This window comes from Fructilactobacillus sp. X3R5C2 (genome assembly GCF_059901175.1).
Genome location: NZ_JBWXVC010000001.1, coordinates 12,914 through 30,442, shown reverse-complemented (window position 1 = coordinate 30,442; position 17,529 = coordinate 12,914). Strand labels below are relative to the sequence as shown.

Annotated in this window: 19 protein-coding genes; 10 read left to right on the top strand and 9 right to left on the bottom strand. The window is 41.7% G+C overall.

From position 1 onward, the window contains the following. The first annotated feature begins 4 nt into the window (after nt 1–4). Entirely contained in the window at nt 5–1,747 is a 1,743-nt protein-coding gene (gene cydD / locus AC6UD4_RS00135) for a thiol reductant ABC exporter subunit CydD (RefSeq protein WP_500693273.1), read from the top strand. Next, nucleotides 1,740–3,479, top strand: a complete 1,740-nt coding sequence (gene cydC / locus AC6UD4_RS00130) for a thiol reductant ABC exporter subunit CydC (protein ID WP_500693272.1) — start codon at nt 1,740–1,742, stop codon at nt 3,477–3,479. The genes cydD and cydC overlap by 8 nt, the downstream gene beginning before the upstream one ends. Nucleotides 3,480–3,487: 8 nt before the next feature. On the opposite strand, the gene AC6UD4_RS00125 is transcribed toward cydC, so the two are convergent. Then, nucleotides 3,488–4,465 (bottom strand): polyprenyl synthetase family protein, encoded by a 978-nt coding sequence (locus AC6UD4_RS00125; protein ID WP_500693271.1) that lies wholly within the window; start codon nt 4,463–4,465, stop codon nt 3,488–3,490. A gap of 105 nt (nt 4,466–4,570) precedes the next feature. Here AC6UD4_RS00125 and AC6UD4_RS00120 point away from each other — a divergent pair, with 105 nt between their 5' ends. Both AC6UD4_RS00120 and AC6UD4_RS00115 read left to right on the top strand, forming a co-directional pair. Next, nucleotides 4,571–5,485, top strand: coding sequence for a prenyltransferase (locus AC6UD4_RS00120; RefSeq protein ID WP_500693270.1), 915 nt, complete (start codon nt 4,571–4,573; stop codon nt 5,483–5,485). A 23-nt stretch (nt 5,486–5,508) separates the two neighbouring features. Next, entirely contained in the window at nt 5,509–6,429 is a 921-nt protein-coding gene (locus AC6UD4_RS00115) for a prenyltransferase (RefSeq protein ID WP_500693269.1), read from the top strand. Nucleotides 6,430–6,499: 70 nt separating this feature from the next. Here AC6UD4_RS00115 and AC6UD4_RS00110 read toward each other — a convergent pair whose 3' ends face one another. After that, nucleotides 6,500–7,381: a glycosyltransferase family 8 protein gene (locus AC6UD4_RS00110; RefSeq protein ID WP_500693268.1), complete on the bottom strand. Its 882-nt coding sequence runs from the start codon at nt 7,379–7,381 to the stop codon at nt 6,500–6,502. Next, a complete protein-coding gene (locus tag AC6UD4_RS00105) occupies nt 7,381–8,616 on the bottom strand; it encodes an aminopeptidase (RefSeq protein WP_500693267.1) in 1,236 nt (411 codons plus the stop codon). Before AC6UD4_RS00105 ends, AC6UD4_RS00110 begins: the two co-directional genes overlap by 1 nt. Before the next feature lie 227 nt (nt 8,617–8,843). Between AC6UD4_RS00105 and AC6UD4_RS00100 the strand changes: the two genes are divergently transcribed. Then, nucleotides 8,844–10,043, top strand: a complete 1,200-nt coding sequence (locus AC6UD4_RS00100) for an MFS transporter (RefSeq protein WP_500693266.1) — start codon at nt 8,844–8,846, stop codon at nt 10,041–10,043. A 17-nt stretch (nt 10,044–10,060) separates the two neighbouring features. Beyond that, nucleotides 10,061–10,702 carry an NAD(P)H-binding protein gene (locus AC6UD4_RS00095; protein WP_500693265.1) on the top strand — a complete coding sequence of 214 codons (642 nt, stop codon included), beginning with the start codon at nt 10,061–10,063 and terminating at the stop codon, nt 10,700–10,702. An 82-nt stretch (nt 10,703–10,784) separates the two neighbouring features. Here the strand turns inward: AC6UD4_RS00095 and AC6UD4_RS00090 are convergent, their stop codons facing one another. The 4 genes from AC6UD4_RS00090 to AC6UD4_RS00075 are packed head-to-tail and all read right to left on the bottom strand — an operon-like array spanning nt 10,785 to nt 13,607. Continuing rightward, nucleotides 10,785–11,555 carry an ABC transporter permease gene (locus AC6UD4_RS00090; protein WP_500693264.1) on the bottom strand — a complete coding sequence of 257 codons (771 nt, stop codon included), beginning with the start codon at nt 11,553–11,555 and terminating at the stop codon, nt 10,785–10,787. An 18-nt stretch (nt 11,556–11,573) separates the two neighbouring features. Continuing rightward, nucleotides 11,574–12,332, bottom strand: a complete 759-nt coding sequence (locus AC6UD4_RS00085) for an ABC transporter permease (RefSeq protein WP_500693263.1) — start codon at nt 12,330–12,332, stop codon at nt 11,574–11,576. A 1-nt stretch (nt 12,333) separates the two neighbouring features. Next, the gene (locus AC6UD4_RS00080; protein ID WP_500693262.1) at nt 12,334–13,209 is read right to left on the bottom strand and encodes an ABC transporter ATP-binding protein; all 876 of its coding nucleotides are present in this window, start codon (nt 13,207–13,209) and stop codon (nt 12,334–12,336) included. A 20-nt stretch (nt 13,210–13,229) separates the two neighbouring features. Then, entirely contained in the window at nt 13,230–13,607 is a 378-nt protein-coding gene (locus tag AC6UD4_RS00075; protein WP_500693261.1) for a helix-turn-helix transcriptional regulator, read from the bottom strand. A gap of 247 nt (nt 13,608–13,854) precedes the next feature. On the opposite strand from AC6UD4_RS00075, the gene AC6UD4_RS00070 reads away from it, so the two are divergent. Continuing rightward, entirely contained in the window at nt 13,855–14,382 is a 528-nt protein-coding gene (locus tag AC6UD4_RS00070; RefSeq protein ID WP_500693260.1) for a DUF308 domain-containing protein, read from the top strand. A gap of 27 nt (nt 14,383–14,409) precedes the next feature. Further along, a complete protein-coding gene (locus AC6UD4_RS00065) occupies nt 14,410–14,562 on the top strand; it encodes a hypothetical protein (RefSeq protein ID WP_500693259.1) in 153 nt (50 codons plus the stop codon). A gap of 62 nt (nt 14,563–14,624) precedes the next feature. On the opposite strand, the gene AC6UD4_RS00060 is transcribed toward AC6UD4_RS00065, so the two are convergent. After that, complete coding sequence (locus tag AC6UD4_RS00060; protein WP_500693258.1) at nt 14,625–15,473, bottom strand: hypothetical protein; 849 nt, start codon at nt 15,471–15,473, stop codon at nt 14,625–14,627. Nucleotides 15,474–15,595: 122 nt separating this feature from the next. Between AC6UD4_RS00060 and AC6UD4_RS00055 the strand changes: the two genes are divergently transcribed. Next, nucleotides 15,596–16,171: a hypothetical protein gene (locus AC6UD4_RS00055; RefSeq protein WP_500693257.1), complete on the top strand. Its 576-nt coding sequence runs from the start codon at nt 15,596–15,598 to the stop codon at nt 16,169–16,171. Nucleotides 16,172–16,181: 10 nt separating this feature from the next. Then, complete coding sequence (locus tag AC6UD4_RS00050; protein WP_500693256.1) at nt 16,182–16,304, top strand: hypothetical protein; 123 nt, start codon at nt 16,182–16,184, stop codon at nt 16,302–16,304. Nucleotides 16,305–16,392: 88 nt separating this feature from the next. Here AC6UD4_RS00050 and AC6UD4_RS00045 read toward each other — a convergent pair whose 3' ends face one another. Then, entirely contained in the window at nt 16,393–17,334 is a 942-nt protein-coding gene (locus AC6UD4_RS00045) for a dihydroorotate oxidase (RefSeq protein ID WP_500693255.1), read from the bottom strand. Nucleotides 17,335–17,529 lie beyond the last annotated feature (195 nt).

The window sequence follows — 17,529 nt, the reverse complement described above, 5'->3', positions numbered from 1 at the left end:
AAACATGTTTGATAAACAACTTCTATCAATTCCTGGGGTCAAAAAATTAATTGCCAAGCTAAGTATTCTAGCAGTCGTCCAATCGGTCGCTATCATTCTAGAAGCCCTTTTTCTCTCACAGGCAATGGTGCTTACTTGGGAACAAAAAAAGATAGCAGCGTTAACCATACCTGTGCTATCTTTTTTTGTTGCTTTCGCATTAAGATACCTGATCACAAGAATTGAAAATCAAATTACCGATAAATTTGCCAGTCAGGCTAGTAGTCAGTTAAAAGAACAACTCCTACAAAAAGAATTCGAACTAGGACCCGCCATGGTCTCAAACATCGGATCAGGTCACATGGTAACCCTAGCACTTGAAGGGATTGATAAGGTCGAAAACTACCTTAACCTCATCTTGCAGAAGACCATTAACCTGGCGATCATTCCATGGATCATCCTTTTGTACTGCTTCTTCGTTAACTGGCTCTCAGCGGTCGTGATGCTACTGGTCTTTCCGGTAATCATCTTGTTCATGATTATTCTAGGACTCGCCGCTCAGGCTAAATCTGACCGACAGTATTCTGGCTTTAAAGAGATGTCCAATAACTTCATCGACAGCATGCGGGGGCTTAAGACCCTCAAGCTCTTTGGCCTCAGTAAATCCTACGGAGATAACATCTATCGGGTTAGTGAAAATTACCGAAAGAGCACGATGAGCGTGTTAAGGGTCGCTTTACTATCGACGTTTGCCCTCGACTTCTTTACGACCATGTCAATTGCCATCGTGGCCGTCTTATTAGGTGTGAAATTAATTAATGGAACGGTGACCTTGCTTCCAGCCCTAATCATCCTAATTCTCTGCCCGGACTACTTTTTACCGGTCAGAGATTACGGAAATGACTACCATGCCACTTTGGACGGCAAAAATGCCCTGATTGACATTAACAAGATTCTGGATTTACCAAGTCCAACCAGCAAAATTAAACTAACCAACTTTCACAACTGGACTAAGGACAGTACCTTAAAGGTCAGTGACTTAAACTTCAGTTACGACCAAAAGGAGGACAATATCGCTGATGCCAATTTCAATCTGAACGGATTCGTTAACATCGGAATCGTGGGTCGGTCTGGCTCGGGAAAGTCCACGCTTTTAAACCTCCTTGGAGGCTGGCTGTCTCCAACCAACGAAAACGGTCATCTCCCATTCAACGTTGACGGTCAAGCAGTTGACAGTCTCGCTCAATCGGAATGGCAGAAGCACATCAGTTACATCCCCCAGGATCCATACATCTTTGCCGGAAGCATTGCCCAAAACGTCGCCTTTTATAAACCCGATGCTAAGGCTTACGCCATTAACTCGGCCATCGAAAAAGCGGGTCTGTCTAAGTTTGTCGCCAGTCTTCCCGACAAGGCGAATACCAAGATTGGCGAAGGTGGCAGAGGAATTAGTGGCGGTCAGGCCCAAAGAATTGCCCTGGCCCGAACCCTGCTTGATACCGAGCGAACGATTCTCCTGTTAGATGAACCAACCGCCCATTTGGACATTGAAACCGAATATCAACTGAAACAAACCATGGTTCCGATCTTCAAAAACCACCTCGTCATCTTTGCGACCCACAGACTTCATTGGATGAACGAAATGGACTACATTCTAGTCATGGAAGACGGCAAAATCGTTGAACAAGGAACTCAAACTGAATTATCCAACCAAAACGGAGCCTACAAGCAATTGATTAGTGAGATTCGAGGTGGAAACAATGCGTAAACTACTTAAAAACGATACGTGGATTAAACCATACCTGACCAAGTACAAGGTCCTGTTATTCTGGGTCTTCTTTCTCGGAGTCTTGACCTTTGGGTGTGGGATTGGATTGATGTTCGTTGCCGGCTACTTAATTAGTCGTTCGGCCACTCATCCCTACAACATCCTGATCGTTTACGTCCCGGTCATCTTAACGCGGGCCTTCGGAATTGGCCGACCGGTCTTTAAGTACTTAGAGCGACTAAACAGTCATAACTGGGTCTTAAAGGTAACGTCCGCCCTTCGAAAACGGCTCTACACTACCCTGGAATCATCCGCCTTTTTTTTGAGTGAGAAATTTCAGACCGGTGATTTACTGGGCGTCCTAGCCGACGACATTGACCACCTTGAAAACCTGTACCTGAGAACCATATTTCCAACCCTTGTGGCCTACATCACGGGTATCATCATCATTGTAGCCTTAGGCATCATTAGTTGGCCCTATGCCATCTTCATGTTCGTTGCGTTTACCATCATTTTGTTCTTTGTCCCACTTGCCTCTGAGGCCATGCGGGGGGCTTCTAAGGAATACCAAAAGTCGCTACTCCACCAGTCTTATGAAAATCTGACGGATTCAACCCTTGGAATCGCGGACTGGATGATTTCCGGTCGAGAAAAGGGCTTTCTTAATCATGTCAGAAAAAACGACCCGAAGATTGCCAAGTCTAACGATCAGACCCACTTATTTGAGTGGAATCGTGAATTTCTCATTAAAGTGGTCTTCGCAATCGTCATCATCGGGACCCTGCTTTGGTCTAACCTGTACTTCAAGGGGTCACAGGAACTCGTTAACTACGCGGCCGCCTTCGTCATGGGAATCTTCCCACTGATGGATGCCTTCGTCCCAGTATCTCAAGCCTTAGAAGAGTGGCCAATGTACAGTGATTCGGTGGTCCACTTGAATCAACTTTCAGACGAAGAGAGGAAACCGTACGTCTCAGACGAAAAGTTGCCCGCCCCATCTGACTTTAATTCCATTAAACTCGATCACGTGACTTTTCACTACCAAGATGATCCAAGTGACATCATCAAAGACGTCTCGTTTAAGATTGATAAACACCACAAGTTAGCAATCATCGGACCCAGCGGAGTTGGAAAGACAACCCTCTTGCAGCTTTTAACCGGAGCGCTTACGCCAACGACTGGACACGTCTTAATCAACAACATCGACGCCTACAAGTTTGAGTCTGACAGCTATAAATGGTTCAGTGTCCTGGATCAGAGTCCGTTTCTATTTGACACGTCGGTCTTAAACAACGTCCGAATCGGAAACGAAACTGCTACTGACGAAGACGTCAAAAGGGCCATCAAGGCCGTAGGATTGTCTGATTACATTGAATCACTACCAGACGGCTATGAAACGAACGTCAAGGAAAACGGAATCAGATTCTCTGGCGGACAACGGCAACGAATTGCGCTCGCCCGCATTCTTTTGCAGGACAATCCAATTGTCCTACTAGATGAACCTACGGTGGGACTGGACCCGATTACCGAAAATAACCTGATTAACACCATCAGTCGAGTTTTAAAAGACAAAACCATGATTTGGGTTACCCATCACCTTCAAGGCTTAGACGAAATGAATGAGGTTATCTTCCTTGAAAACGGCGTCATCAAAATGGAAGGAAATCCGCAAGCATTGTATAAAAATAACGCCCGTTATCGTAGACTGTACGCAATGGACGTTGGGAAATAATTATTCGGTTATTTAGAATACTGAAACAATTCCGAAATGATGGTTTTAAGGACAGCGGTACTCTCAGATTGTGGTAACTGCGCAATTAGGTCAAAAGCGTCGTCTAAGTACTGCGTATAAATCTGACGCGCCGCTTGCATTCCGCCACTGTCACTCACAATTTTAGCAATTTCTTTTAGATCAGCTTTTTTAAGCTGGTCTTTTTTTAGGATTTTTTTTAACTTCGGACCGTCAGCGGTCTTGAAAGTTTCAATGACGGGCAAGGTATACACGCCCTCACTGGCATCGTGCAGAGTGGGCTTTTCGGTTTCAACGTCTGGCTCAAAGTCCAGGAGGTCGTCTCGAATCTGAAACGCCATCCCAAAGTTCAAACCAATCTGCTCAGCAATCTGGACGGTGTTATTGTCAGCCATTGAAAGAATGGCGCCCTCCCCCATTGCCACTTTGAAGAGTTCCGCCGTCTTTCCCTGAATTGAATCAAAGTAGTCCTGTTCACTTCGGTCTAAATCATACTTACTTTCGTCTTGGGCCAACTCGCCAAACAAGACGTCCTTCATGCTTTCAACGTTGTAACGCAAATTATCAAAACTCGGGGCATAGTCCAAAAGCATTTCAAAGTATTTCGTGAACAGGTAATCACCCAGGTAGATGGCTTCGCGCTGGCCAAATTGAGCGTTTAACGTATCTTCCCCCCGTCTTAGGTCCGATTGGTCAATGACGTCATCGTGGACCAAAGAAGCCAAATGAATGACCTCAATTGAAGCGGCGGCCTGGAGGAGTTTCTCTCGCTCAACTGCTTCCGTGCCAAAGTTACCCGCGATTAACAGGAGCGCCGCCCTTAGCATCTTGCCGTTTCCGTTAATTAGTTCTTCGATTCCCCGTTTAAACTCGGCCTCAGGAACCTGAATCTCTTTACTTATGAGTGATTGAACTTGAACCAGTTCAGATTCAATTTCAGGAAATTTATTCCAAATGGTTGTTTTCATGTCTTTTCCTTTTTTATGGTAACCTTACGATATTTTCATGGTACTATAATAACAGCATTATCCTTAATAATAATAACATTAACAATGACTTTCGGAGGCAAAACAATGAAGTGGAAATACTTTTATCAACTAACCGAGATGTACACCACCCCAGTCGACGTCTTAATCCTACTGTTCTGTGCCAGCTTTTCGTACTACTTTTACGGTTCTTTTAACTGGCTGTATGCCATCTGGGCTTTCTTCATCGTGTTCTTGATGCATCTGTTTTTAAACCTACATAACAACCTGGAAGACTACGAACACGCGACCGACGTGACCGACTACAAGCACGCTACCAGTATCATTGGTAAGTACCACCTAAGTACCCGGATGATCTGGAAATGGGTCGTAATAATGGGGATAATTGTCGCCGTCCTTGGACTCACGCTCGCATACCTCACCGGTTGGCCGACACTAATCATCGGCATCATCGGCTTTGGCCTCGGACTAGCCTACTCGGCGGGTCCGAGACCAGTGGACTCCACCCCATTTTGTGAACTTGCGACCGGCATGCTCATCATGTTTTTTGACCCGCTGGTCTACGTCTATCTAGGAAGCATTCATCGCTTTCACTTTTCCTGGGACAGTATCGTCGACGTCTTTTTGGTCACCATGTTCCTGTTTGTGCTTGCCTACATCACCCAACTCGCCAACAACACCTGTGACCTAAGAGAAGACATTGGGAATCATCGCTACACCCTGGTGTATTACATCGGACCATCAGACGCAATTAAATTATTTACAATTGTTTTCTGGTTGACAATCTTAATCATACCAATTTTATCCTTCTTTGGATACGTCCCAATCATCTCAAATTTAATTATTTTGGCTTATCCGCTGGCCTGGAAGAAAGTTAAAGTTTTTCAAACCAACCAGAACAAGCAAGAAGTCTATCATCAAATCGTTGGTGGGGTGACAATGTTAATGGGGTTGTATATCATTACATACATGATCGGAACCATCATCAAAATCTTTCTTTAATTCATTTACACTGGAGGTAAATCATGACCTGGAAGTATTTTTATCAACTAACTGAGATTTACACAACACCGCTGGACGTGACGTGGCTCATACTTGCGGCTAGTTTTTCTTATTATTACTACGGCTCGTTTAACTGGCTGTATGCCATCTGTGCCTTCGTGATTGTCATCGCCCTGCACCTATTTTTAAACATGCAGAACAACCTCGAAGACTACGAACACGCCACCGACAAGACGGACTACAAGCACAGTACGAGCACCATTGGGAGTAATCATCTGAGTCTCACGATGATTCGGCACTGGTTGTACGGTTTTGCCGCTTTCATTATAATCGCCGGTTTGATCCTGAGTTACTTTACCGGATGGCCCACGCTGGTCATCGGTGTAATTGGTTTTCTATTGGGACTGGCGTACTCGGCAGGACCAAAGCCCTTAGACGCCACCCCATTCTGTGAGTTAGCGGTCGCCACGTTAATTCCGTTCTTTGTTCCGCTGATTTACATGTACATGGGAAGCATCCACCGATGGAACTTCACCCTTATGAGTGTGCTGGACGCCTTTTTGGTGACACTATTACCGTTTATCCTCTTCTTTATCATCCAACTCGCAAACGACACGTGTGACCTCGAACAAGACATTGGAAATAACCGTCATACACTAGTCGACTACATCGGGAAAAAGAACGCCATTAAGGTGTTTGACTTGGTCTACTGGCTCTCAATCATCGTAATTCCGATTCTTTCTTTGGCAGTCGGCATCGTTCCTTACTTTGCCCTACTGACCATTCTAATTTATCCCTACGTTTGGACCAAAGTCAAAGTGTTCAAATTCAATCAAAACAAGGGGGAAATTTATAACGTCATCGTTAAAAACGTTTCACTGATCGTCATGTTGTACATTTTGACGTACATGATTGGTACCATTATCATCTACCTATTTAAATAAACCAAAAGCACTTCTTTAAATAAACTAAAAGCACTTCAGAATTTTCTGAAGTGCTTTTTTAGATCTAAAACTAATGATGATTACTAACGTACCACGCTAGTTGATTCAGTAATTTATTTTGGTACTCATCATACAGACTTCTCAAGGGATGCAGATGATCCACCTTGACAATCCACGGCTTATCGAAGTTTGTGTAGTGCACAATGACGGGATGATCCAACGCCTCAATTTGAGAACGTTGCCCGTCCGTCGTCTCACTTTTGCGGTACTTGCCTTTAATAAGGTTACTTTGCACGTTGTACTTGGAGGGTAATGCCTGCCAATCACCGTTAAAAATGGCATTTAAGGCGTCCTGATCCTGAAACCGTAACATTTCTGGATGGTCATTCGCAAGTCGCCGTGCTTTTTGTGAAATACCGGCGCTACGCCATTTCTTGGTATCAATTAGTAACAGGCCGGCGTTAAAGTAATGGCCAGTTTTCTCACTGATTCCCATCTCACGTAAGCGGTCCAAATAACCAGCATTTTCAACGGCGCCAATTACTTTCCCATTTAGATCAGCGTGATAAAGTTCATCAATGTTTCCCACACAAATCATATCAGCGTCAAGATAGAGAATCCTGGGACGGTCAATTTCTTCTGGAATATCAATGCGATAGTAAGTATTGCGTTTGATGATGCTGTTTGGGGCGTCCGTGTTGGCCTTCTGGTAGCGATCCTCGTGGGGCTTTAAAAATTTCACCGTTCGACAATTTCTAAAAAGTTTCGGGAGGGTAGCAATTAAGTTCTGATTTTTGGGATTTAGATGATCGTTGACGACAAAAAACTCAAAGTCAGCGTCAGGATTGTTTAAAAGGATGGAAGTGTAATTAATCGCCAGCGGCAGTGCCATGTTGTTGTCAGTGGTGGACGCAATCGTCAGTGGATGAGCCACTTCAATTGGTTTTTTCACTAGGCCCAGTCTCCGTTACGAAAGACGGGAACGACCGTCCCATCAGCTTTAACACCGTCGATGTTCATGTCGTCAGAACCCATCATGAAATCAACGTGTTCTTGACTGCTATTTAAGCCAGCCTGGTCTTGTTCTTCCGGACTCATCTCGGTCCCTCCAACAACACTGAATGGATAAGCAGCGCCCAGGGCCATGTGATCACTGGCATTTTCGTCGTACAGGGTGTTGTAGAAGATAATGCCCGATTGTGAAATTGGACTGGGATCCGGCACCAGTGAAACTTCTCCGAGCGAACGAACTCCCGGATCTGTGGCAAGGAAGTGGTCAAGTGTCTTTTGCCCCTTCTTGGCGGTAGCCTTTACGACCTGTCCGTCCTTAAAAGTGAACTCCATGTCTTCAATCAAAGTGCCAGAATAGCTTAACGGCTTCGTCGAAGTGACGTGACCGTTAATGCGGCGTTTGTCAGGAGCGGTGAAAACCTCTTCGGTCGGCATGTTGGGCATGAACTTAATGCCATCAACACTGGTACTGCCAGCCCCTACCCAGACGTGGTGCTTGGGCAATCCGACCTCCATGTCAGTTCGTGGGGAATGGTACTGCAGTGTGTCAAACTGTTCCTCATTTAACCAAGCTGCCTTTTCTTGGAGTTGGTCCTTGTGGTCCTTCCAAGCCTGAATGGGGTCGTCGTTATCAACTCGAGCGGTTTTGAAAATCTCGCGCCACAACTTATCAACGGATTCGTCATCCGGCAAGTCAGGAAAAACCTGTTTCGCCCAGGCTGTGTCAGCGGCACCCACGACCGTCCAGGTTAAGTCGTTATTCTGCGTAGCAACCCGGACCGCGTTCGTGGCCTTCCCCATGGCCGCCGTGTTTTTGGCCACTCGTTTGGGATCGATTTTGGCAAAAGCAGCCGGGTCCTCCGACAAAACTGAGATCCGAGCGGCATGCTTATCAACGATGTAGTTGGCCTCATCAATCATGTATTGGGGAATGTTTTCCAACCGGTCGTCACTGGCATGTTCTAAAAATTGTTGCGACACAAAGGTGTCGTCCCACTTAACCATCACATCGGCGGCCCCAGCTTTATAGGCTTCTTTCACAATCATGTGGGCCAAGTCCTGGTGATGATCAGAGATATACAGAACGACCGTCTGGCCCGGTTGGACGTTTACTCCGACCTTGACAATCAATTCCGCATACTTTTTTAAATTACGATCTAATTCTTCCTTCTTCATGTAATCATCCCTTCTTCTCTCGTTGCATCCATTCTATTGATTTTTATTTTCAATTACAATTAATAAGTGTAACGCTTTGCAATCAAAATTTAACTTACGGAATGTAAGTCCGAAACCACGGCTTTTCAACTTATCTGACTTCACAATTTCTCAGAAAGGGACTGGAGCAAGCGCGTGATACCGTGCTAAAATGGATGATATTACTTAACGAAACGGGAGGGATCGACGTGTCAAAAGCTGCCAAACGAGCAATTTTCATCCTGATTATTGCGAATTTTATCATTTGTTTAGGGATGAGTCTGGTAATTCCAGTCGAACCCTTCATTAAAAACGAATATCATCTAACCACCGCTCAGATGGGAACCATGACTTCACTATACGCCTTAGCTCAGTTCATCGGATCGCCGTTTGTGGGCCGGATTTCAGACAAGATTGGACGAGCACCAATTCTGGCTGGAGGTCTAATCCTTTATTCCGTCTCGGAAATGATGTTTGCGGCATCTAACACGCTGCTGTTATTCGATATTTCCCGACTAATTGGTGGAATTTCAGCCGCCATGGTGGTGCCAACGTCCATGGCAATGGCCGCTGACCTGTCGTCTTCAGAACAACGGGCCAAGGTCATTGGCCTGCTCTCAGCCGCTTTTAGTGGTGGTTTAATCATCGGTCCCGGGATTGGTGGTGCACTCGCCAAGTTTGGGTACAAGACGCCGTTCTGGTTTGCGGGCGTCCTTGGCATCATCGCCGTCATCTTCTTTGTCATAGGACTTCCCAAGCACATCAAACAGACCAATCAAAAAAATCCCGTCATGGAGGAAGTCCACATCACCGAAAAGGGCCTGAAGTCCATCTTAAACGGGACCATGATTGCCCTTTTTGCCATGATTTTAATCTCATCATTTGGCCTGCAGGGCTTTGAAAGTATCTACACGATCTACGTGAACCAGGTCTTTCACTTTACCCTTGATAACATTGCTGTCGTCCTAATCATCAACGGGATGATTTCTCTCGTCCTTCAGGTCGTCTTCTTCGATCGCTTAGTCCGAATGCGCGGTGAACTCGGTCTCATCCGCGACTGTTTCGTTCTTAGTTCCATCTGTATCGTCTGGATTCTGTTTGCTCACAGCAAAATCGAAGTCATCATTGCCACCCTAGTGGTCTTTTGTGCCTTTGACGTGCTCAGACCTGCCATTACAACACTTCTAACTCGTTTTGGCAAGAATAACCAGGGATTAATCAACGGCTTAAACATGTCACTAACCAGTGTTGGTAACATCATCGGACCCATCTTTTCCGGGGTTCTAATGGACATTAACCCGCACTATCCCTACACGATTGTCGCCATTATTTTACTGTTTTCGGCGTTCATAACATTTGTAGTTCGTTACGAAATGCGTCACACTAAGGGCGTCAAAAGTGATGAATAGAAACGGAGGAATTGCATATGGCAAAAAAAGTACTAATCTTAGGTGCCGCGGGACAAATTCCTAGCATCGTAATTCAAAAATTATTAAAGGACACCGACGTTGACATGACCCTACTAGCGCGTAACGCTAAAAGTCGGTTAACTGTCAGTGACCCCAAACGAGAAACTGTCGTTGACGGCGACATCAATGATAATGAAACCCTGACAAGCGTCATGAAGGGCCAAGACATCGTCTTTTCGGATGTTCCCCACGCTGAGGCAATGAGTTCCGTTATCAAGTCCATGGACCAGGCAGACGTTAAACGTTTAATCGTCGCTGGTCTCCTGGACGTTGACGATACGGTCGTTGGACCATTTAAGAAGTGGAACAACGAGATGATTGGCAGTACCTACGCCGATCCCAAGAAAGCCTATAAGGAACTGCTTGATTCCGACATTGACTACACCTACTTGAAGATGACCTGGCTTTATAACGACAAGAACAACGAAAAATACGAAGTTATTCCCGCTGGTAAACCGTTTAAGGGTGCGCAAGTCACCCGGGAAGCCATTGCCAAGTTAATCATCAGCATCATCGAAGACCCAAGTAAATACCAACGTGAAGACATTGGCGTGGTTGAGCCTGGTACGGAGAATCTGTCAAAACCTTCATTTTATTAAAAGTTAAACAATATAAATACCTTTAGATGGATTTTATCAATCCGATCTAAAGGTATTTTTCGTTATTTATAAAAAATATTAATCAAAAACTTTTTCTCTGAAAAATTATGTACCCTAACACTAAAAATGTGAGTGACCATCCCAATGTTCCAATCATTAATTGACCATTGCTCAAAAGAGTTGTTAAATGATAAGTTCCGTAGTTATAGTATTGATTAGTCAAGTTCAGCATATTAAAGGGATTCCATTTTAATATATTAGAAAATGAATTACTTTTATCTACTAAATTGCCTGAGACGAATTGACCAATCAAAACGATGAGAATATTAGTTGTAATAACTACCGCATTTGAATTAATAATGCACGATGCAATAAATACCAAACTAATTATCAATAAAGATGCAACCAAATCCACTAAATTAAAAATAATCATATTTATAATTAACGGACTGTGATATTGATATAAATCTAACCAATTTATTGACAAAGAAGTAAACGGAACTAACTGGAAAATAAAAAAGCAAATTATTGAAAATAAATGTAATATTATCGCATAACTACATGCAATCAGTACTTTAGCAAAATAAACGTCAGCTTTTTGCGGAGCTTTATAAAGGATCGTTAAAATCGCATTATTCTGATACTCCATCGTAAAAAGTGTCGAACAGACAATGATTAACACTAGTGGAATAATCTGATTTGAATCGTCATTTGTCATAGCTAACAAATTATTTTGTTGATTACCAGAAGCCATCTTAACAATGACCGTATAAACGGGAATTAAAAATGGTGCAATATAAACAATTTTTCGGTGAATACTTTTATAAAATTCCTGATGTAAACAACGTAGCATAACTAGATCCCCTCCATTTTAAATCCGTTGATGCTTAAAAATAAAATACCCAACAACAAAAAATCCTAGTCCATAAATAAGCGTGCCTATTATTAACTGAACATTACTTAAATTTGAAAATAGGAAGTACTTTTTATTAGATAATTGATTAATTACATAAATCATATTCAACGGATTCCATTTTATAAAATTGACTGAAGTCGGGATGCTTTTCATGATGGCGGTTGAGATATTCGATCCTAAAAACACGATTAATAGTCCCATTGCAATTACAAACGATTCATTTTGGGTTAAACAAATAAGAAGAAAAGTAAGTGCAATCACAAAAATCATATACAATAGATAACCAATGATATTCAATAAGAGGGAAATTAAAACAGTATGTTGATCATTAACAAGCGAAAACCAGGAAAATTCTTGATTAGCTAAAAAGAATGTAAATATCAAAGTCACAAAGGAACCAAGTCCTAATAAAGTTATTCCATAAAACATCACAATCATAAACTTAGATAAATAAATCTTGAATTTATTAGATGTTTTATAAAACAGAGTACTAATAGTATGATTACGGTATTCAATGGCAATAAAATCAGACGCAATCGCAATTAAAATCACGATGGACCATTGGCCCATACCGAAGCCTTGTGTAACCACTAAATTGTCATTATTTCCCGTTATGGCACTGTAAAGCATTAAAACAAACAAAATCGCAATTCCATATAAGGGTAATCTTTGGTGAACAAATTTATAAAATTCATGTCGTAAACTGGCAATCATTCTATTGAACCCCCTCTTTCTCCAGAATTTGGACTACAATCTTTTCCAAATTACCATTATCAGGAGTCAACTCTTCAAGATAAATACTATTATCAGCCAGAATTTCTTGAATTTTATCCAAATTGCTTCGATTAATTACATAAAAATCACTTTCATCAATAAAATCAACTTTGAATTTCTTTAAGATATCTTTTGTCTTATTCATATTTCGTGTAATTAATCGGTATTTTTGATCATTAGTTTCAAAAATTTCTTGTAATGACTTACTTAAAATTATTTTGCCATTTTTTAAAATTAAAATATCCGTCATGACTTTCTGTAATTCTGATAATATATGACTAGAAATTAAAAAGGCAGTCCCATTTTGGGCATATTCCCTAATGATCTTTCTAACACTAATGGTAGCTTCAATATCTAAACCGTTCATTGGCTCATCCAAAATAACTAAATCAGGCTTATTTAATAAAGCAATTGCAATCCCCAATTTTTGTTTCATTCCAATAGAATAATTTTTAGATTTTTGGTCAATGTATGAATTCATCTGTAATAACGAAACAATATGATGCATATCTGTTGAATCTTTACTATATAGTTTAAGGTTCTCCATCCCTGTTAAAAATGGATAAATAGCTGGATTTTCAACCAACGCTCCCACTTTTTTCAGTGCAATATGGTTAGTAGTGGTGACACTTTGACCATTTAAGGAAACTGACCCCTTAAACTTTAGAAGACCTAAAATTGTTTTCATAATCGTACTTTTACCGGCTCCATTAGGACCGATTAAACCTACAATTTCACCAGATTTAACTTCAAATGAAACATTTTTCAAAACATGATTTTTCCCAAAAGAAATACTAATATCTTTTACTGAAAGCATACCAATTCCTCTCTATAAACTTAACTATGGAACATTTCTGCTACGGTAAACACAAATCCAGATACTAAAATCAAAATTAAAACAATCCACCAATATCTAGCTAAGAATTCCCACACATTATTAATCGGATGATATCTTTCGTTAACGTTTTGAGGAGAATTGTATCCATTTTGATTAGATGAATTTTTATCTGGTTTATTACCAAATAACAACACCTCTACTGGAATTTGAAAAATTTTGGCAATTTTCTCAATTGTATTTAAATTTGGAGTAGTTTCACCAAGTTCCCATTTCGAAACTGTTTGACGGGTCACATATAAATCATTTGCCAACTCTTCTTGAGAAATTCCCTTTTCTTTTCGTAATTTTTGTAATTGCTGAGCAAAAATAATTTTCATTTATGTACTCCTTTAAGTTTTATTAATTTAAATATAACGTAGACAGAAAAATAATAAAGCACTCCTTTATAAGGAATAGCACTTCTAAGGTGGAATTATGTTAATTAATGTTTGCATAGTTAGGTGCATAACTGTTCCCAAATCACACACTATCAACGTGCAGTTAGCTGTTTTTTATTTTCACCATTCCTCACAAACTACGTTATAATTGACCATGTAATAGCTTTAAATAAAGGGAGCGTTTTATATGTTTAATGAAAAAGAAAGGGGTTTTGATGGATGGGCCCTAATTGCGGGAATTATCTTTGTTGCCGCTGGACTCTTTGTCTTCATCAAGCCATTTGCCACACTGCAGGCACTAGCCGTTATTTTAGGAATCGTGGCACTCTGCATTGGCCTGTACCACTTGGTGCTTCATCATCAACTGCAAAAGAACTTTGATGTTTCGGGATACTTGATTATCATCAATGGAATTATCGATATCATCATTGGTCTGATCCTGTTATTCAGCCGATCATTTGGCTTCTACCTCATCGCCATCGCCTTTGCGATCTGGTTCATCGTTGACTCTGGTCTAAGCATCTACTCGGTAACCAAAGCACAACAGAAGTCAGCCAAACGTTACTACTGGTTAATCGTAACGGCCGGCATCATCGGAATCATCATTGGAATTATCCTATTGTTTACCCCATACCTTTCAAACGCCGTTGTTATTATCTTCATCGGGATCTACTTCATCGTTGAAGGAATTAAGTTATTGGTAATGGCATTTTAAATTAGGGATTAATTAAAAAGGATTCACATGAAAAATAATGATAAAAAAATCCAACATTTTTGGAATAATCTGTTGAGTAAAAATACGGCTCAAAAAACTAAAACTAATGATATGGGTCAAATTATTATCGATCCCGATTCAGATGACCAATCACTAATTGATTGGTATCTCAAAGGTTAAGCAAACCAAAAATGGCTTCACGTACCCAAATACGTGAAGCCATTTTCTCTTGTCAATTTTATTTAAATTAATGAGTTGCCCAGAAGCAGCATGATAAACACAAGCACGAGGTCCAAGTAAACGAAGCTACTTACGACCTGCCACTTGCCCATCGTGTAACTCGACCAAATCGAATTAATGATAATAAACACCAGTTCAATGTAAATCACCAGGGCAATCAAACTACCGCCGACCATCGTGAAACCACCAATGACGGAATGCGGACCAAGGTGAAGGTGAAACGGTCCAAATTTCAGCCAAAAAACCACGACCGCTGACTGAATGACCAACAGGACGCTCAACACCACGTTAATCCAGAACATGATGCTGTTTTTAATGAGTAAGGGTTCTAACTGCCGATGAATCAAGAAGTAGCCGATTGCCGTCAAAATCACCATCACTAACAGGGTAATTCCAATAATCTCGAGATTAGCACTCAAAAGTTGCTTATGACTCTCGGTCACGATATTAATCTTGCGTCCCGTCCACGTGATGATGTCGCATCCCAAGATGAACACCATCCAGTAGATCAACATCATCCAAAACTTAGGATACAGACTAATCGGGTGATAAATCATGAAGGCATAAACGGCGGTAAAGAACAGCACAGCTAACACAAAGTACGGTCGATTCATTACGGAAGCGGCTGCTCCACAAATCAAGGTCGAAGCCGCGAGCCACGACCACTGATAACCCTTCCCCTTTGACTCAAAGAAAGCCATTGGAACCGCCATAAAAATGAAGATTAGACCAATCTCAGCCGACAGGTGAAAAGCTTCATAATAAAGTAAGTCTAAAATGACGAAAGCATACGCTACGAATTCCAGCGATAACGTTTTGAATTGACGCGTCTTGACAAGTTTTTTTAACATGAAATTCCCCTTTATTAGTTCTTCTGGTATCTATTTTACACCCAATTAAACTCAATTTTCTAAATGTTTGTACTATCGTGAGCGTTTGGGTATGATGAAATTGAGCCCAGGAGGTTAATAAAATGGAAGACATTGATATTGATGAACTCAATCCCACCACGATGGTGGAATACTTTGAAAATGAACGGAAAAATAAATTCGACGTTGGTTACATTTTAAAACATAACGACAAGTATGCGCTGATGAGGACCATTGACCTCGAAGGTCGTCTTGATAACTACGAATTAATCGATCTGACGAAAGAAGTTCCGGTTTTTAACACGGGAACTCCGTACTTAAAACAGATGATCGAGTATCGGACCCTTGCGACCGAATATGGGCTTAAGGATACACCACAAATTAAAACAATTGAAGACCTTCCTTTTAAGAATCCACTTCAGGAGGTCCTTGATTATCTGTCACGGAGTGAAGTGAATTTTGAAGTCGTCACAATTAACAAGAAGAACCAGAAAAAAGACCGCATCGGCTACATGAAAAATCGAGAACCGTCCAATTTCTCACTGATTTCACGAGCCGTTGACGATCCGTTTGACCCCATTTTAAATGAGGAACACAAGATCAAACTCAAAAAGATCGAGATTGTGTGTTTCAATTCATGGGAGCTCATCTTTTTGACTGATCTAATCAAAAATGATTAGGAGGAGATTTATGTCCAAGTCAACTAAGATTATTATTGCCATCGCTGTTGTACTTGTAATCGTACTACTCGTCTGCATGGCGTTAGTACTGTTAATTCCCGGTCCAATTGGTGAAATTTCAAACGCAGTTTAAGGTTCAAATTAAAAAGGTGATCACGCGATTCGATCGTGTGGTCACCCTTTTCGTTAATAACAGTATTTAAAATCATTCTAGAACCAAACTAATCCTGCCGCTCCTTAAGCTTCCCCCGAAAATCAGACAACTGATGGTAGCCCTTGTGAAGCATGATATCTGTCAGTTCAGAATCCAAACGTGAAAAGATTTCATGGCCTTCCTTTAAAAGGGCCGTTCCGACCTCAACCACATCAGCACCACACAGGATTAACTCAAAGGCATCCTTTCCAGTACGAACGCCACCAGTTCCGATAATCTTGATTTCTGACTTCAAACGCTTTCTGAAAGCTCGTACATTAGCTAACGCCACGGGCTTGACGTATGAACCACCGATTCCGCCAAAACCACCCTTGGGGGAAATGACTGCTGATTCGGTGTCAGCGTCCACAATTAAGCCGTTACCAACACTGTTAATGGTGTTGATGTAGGTCAAGGGATACTGGTTCAAAATCTTACTTATGGCGTCGTATTGTTGTAGGTCAAAATACGGTGGTAACTTGAGGCCCAGTGGCTTGGTGTAAAAACTAAAAATGGCTTCCATGGCCGCGTGAACGGCCGCAAAATCGTAACCAATCTGAGGCTTGCCAATCACATTTGGACACGACAAGTTAAGCTCACAGAGACCAGTAAAGCTACTGTCTTGAATTTTTCTTAGAGCCGTGATGTTGTCACCAAGGGAGGTTCCCGAGATTGATAAATCGATTGGCTTATCAATCTGATTCTGTTCAATGTAATCAAGATAGTATGCCAGTCCCTTGTTTGGCAGTCCCATGGAATTGATACTGCCAAATTCTGTTTCAGCGTAGCGCGGCTTGGGATTTCCTTTACGTGGCTCTAACGTGGCACTCTTGGTCGTCACGCCACCAGCTTCGGATTTCAGGATTTGATTCATCTCTTCGGCGGTTTCGTCAAAGACTCCAGCGGCATTTAAAAAGGGATGGGCAAACGTTTCGTTACCGATCTGTGTTGCAATTGAAATGTGATCCATTGTAAATAACTCCTTTGGTATATAAAAAGTCACAACTACTTGTGGGCATTCAGAGAAGTTCCCATTTGTCATAGTTGCGACCGCGATTAGTTTAATTAGGATGAATAATCTTTTGGATTCTCTGAACCAATTAAAGATTGATTGTCATTATCATAACGACCCCCACCCTCAATTGTCAACTTAGAAAACCTGCCT